The following is a 1,820-nucleotide window of genomic DNA, read 5'->3' as shown; positions in this document are numbered from 1 at the left end:
GGATGCCAGAGTCGCTCATCGCGGCCCTGGACGAGCTCGAGGACACCTTCGAGAAGGCCAAGGCCGATCCGGAGTTCACGGCCCAGATCGCCGACCTGAACAAGAACTACTCGGGCCGGCCATCGCTGCTGACCGAGGCCAAGCGCTTCGCCGAGCACGCCGGCGGGGTGCGGATCTTCCTCAAGCGCGAAGACCTCAACCACACCGGCTCGCACAAGATCAACAACGTCCTGGGCCAGGCGCTGCTCGCCAAGCGAATGGGCAAAACCCGCGTCATCGCCGAAACCGGCGCCGGCCAGCACGGCGTGGCCAGCGCCACGGCCGCAGCCCTGCTGGGCCTGGAATGCGTGGTCTACATGGGCGCCGAGGACTGCCGCAGGCAGTCCCTCAACGTGGCCCGCATGGAACTCCTCGGCGCCACGGTCATCCCGGTCACCAATGGATCCCAGACGCTCAAGGACGCCATCAACGAGGCCCTGCGCGACTGGGTGGCCAACGTGGGCAACACGCACTACCTGCTGGGCACCGCCGCCGGAGCACACCCGTTCCCTGCGATGGTCCGCTACTTCCACGAGGTCATCGGTGAGGAAGCCCGCGCCCAGATCCTGGACCAGACCGGCCGGCTGCCGGATGCCGTCTGTGCCTGCATCGGCGGCGGCTCCAACGCCATTGGCATCTTCCACGGCTTCCTCGATGACCCTTCGGTCAAGATCTACGGCTTCGAAGCCGGCGGCGAGGGCGTCGAAACCGGACGCCACGCAGCCACCATCACCCTCGGCAAACCCGGCGTACTGCACGGCGCCCGCTCGTACCTCATGCAGGACGACGACGGCCAGACCATCGAGTCGCACTCGATCTCCGCCGGCCTGGACTACCCCGGCGTCGGCCCCGAGCATTCCTACCTGGCCGACATTGGCCGGGTCAGCTACGAGCCCATCACGGACAGCGAGGCCATGGAGGCCTTCCGCCTCCTGTGCCGCACCGAGGGCATCATCCCCGCCATCGAGTCCGCCCACGCCCTCGCCGGCGCCATCAAGGTGGGTCAGCGGCTCGCCGCTGACGCGGCCGCAGGCAAGGCAACAGACGCCTCAGAGAAAATCGTGATGGTGAACCTCTCCGGCCGCGGCGACAAGGACGTGGCCACGGCCGCGGAATGGTTCGACCTGCTGGACAAGGATTCACCTGAAGCCGAAATCGCCAAAGAGGGGGAACAGCTGTGAGCACCAGCCAGGACGGCAACCAGCACGCCAGCAAGTCGGCCGCGGCCATTGACCGCGCCCGCGCCCAGGGCCGGGCGGCCCTGATCGGCTACCTGCCCGCCGGCTACCCGAGCGTTAAAGACACCATCGCCGCCGGCATCGCCCTGGCCGAGAACGGCGCCGACCTCATCGAGATCGGCATCCCGTACTCGGACCCGGTCATGGACGGCCAGGTCATCCAGGCCGCCACGACGGAAGCCCTCGCGAAGGGCTTCCACGTCCGGGAGGTCTTCGACGTCGTCCGCGGCATTACGAGCAAGACCGACGCCGCCGTGCTGGTCATGACGTACTGGAACCCCGTGGTCCGGATGGGCGTGGACGAGTTCTCCCGCCGCCTGGCCGAGGCCGGGGGAGCCGGGCTCATCACGCCCGACCTCATTCCGGACGAGGCCGCCGAATGGATGGCGGCCTCGGACAAGTACGGCCTGGACCGGGTGTTCCTCGTGGCTCCCTCGTCCTCGCCCGAACGCATGAAACGCACTGTCGACGCGAGCCGCGGCTTCGTCTACGCCGTCTCCATCATGGGCGTCACCGGCGCCCGGACCTCGGTCAGCTCCGCGG

At 68.4% G+C, this 1,820-nt stretch carries 2 protein-coding genes; both read left to right on the top strand.

The window, feature by feature from the left end:
- Positions 1-1,220: tryptophan synthase subunit beta (gene trpB / locus LQV45_RS29525; RefSeq protein ID WP_230010659.1), on the top strand; the 1,220-nt coding region annotated here is incomplete at its 5' end.
- A partial coding sequence (trpA, locus tag LQV45_RS29520) for a tryptophan synthase subunit alpha (protein ID WP_230010657.1) occupies positions 1,217-1,820 on the top strand: 604 nt, incomplete at its 3' end. The genes trpB and trpA, both read left to right, overlap by 4 nt.

This window comes from Microbacterium sp. Bi128 (genome assembly GCF_918698205.1).
This window is presented reverse-complemented; position numbering and strand designations above follow the sequence as displayed.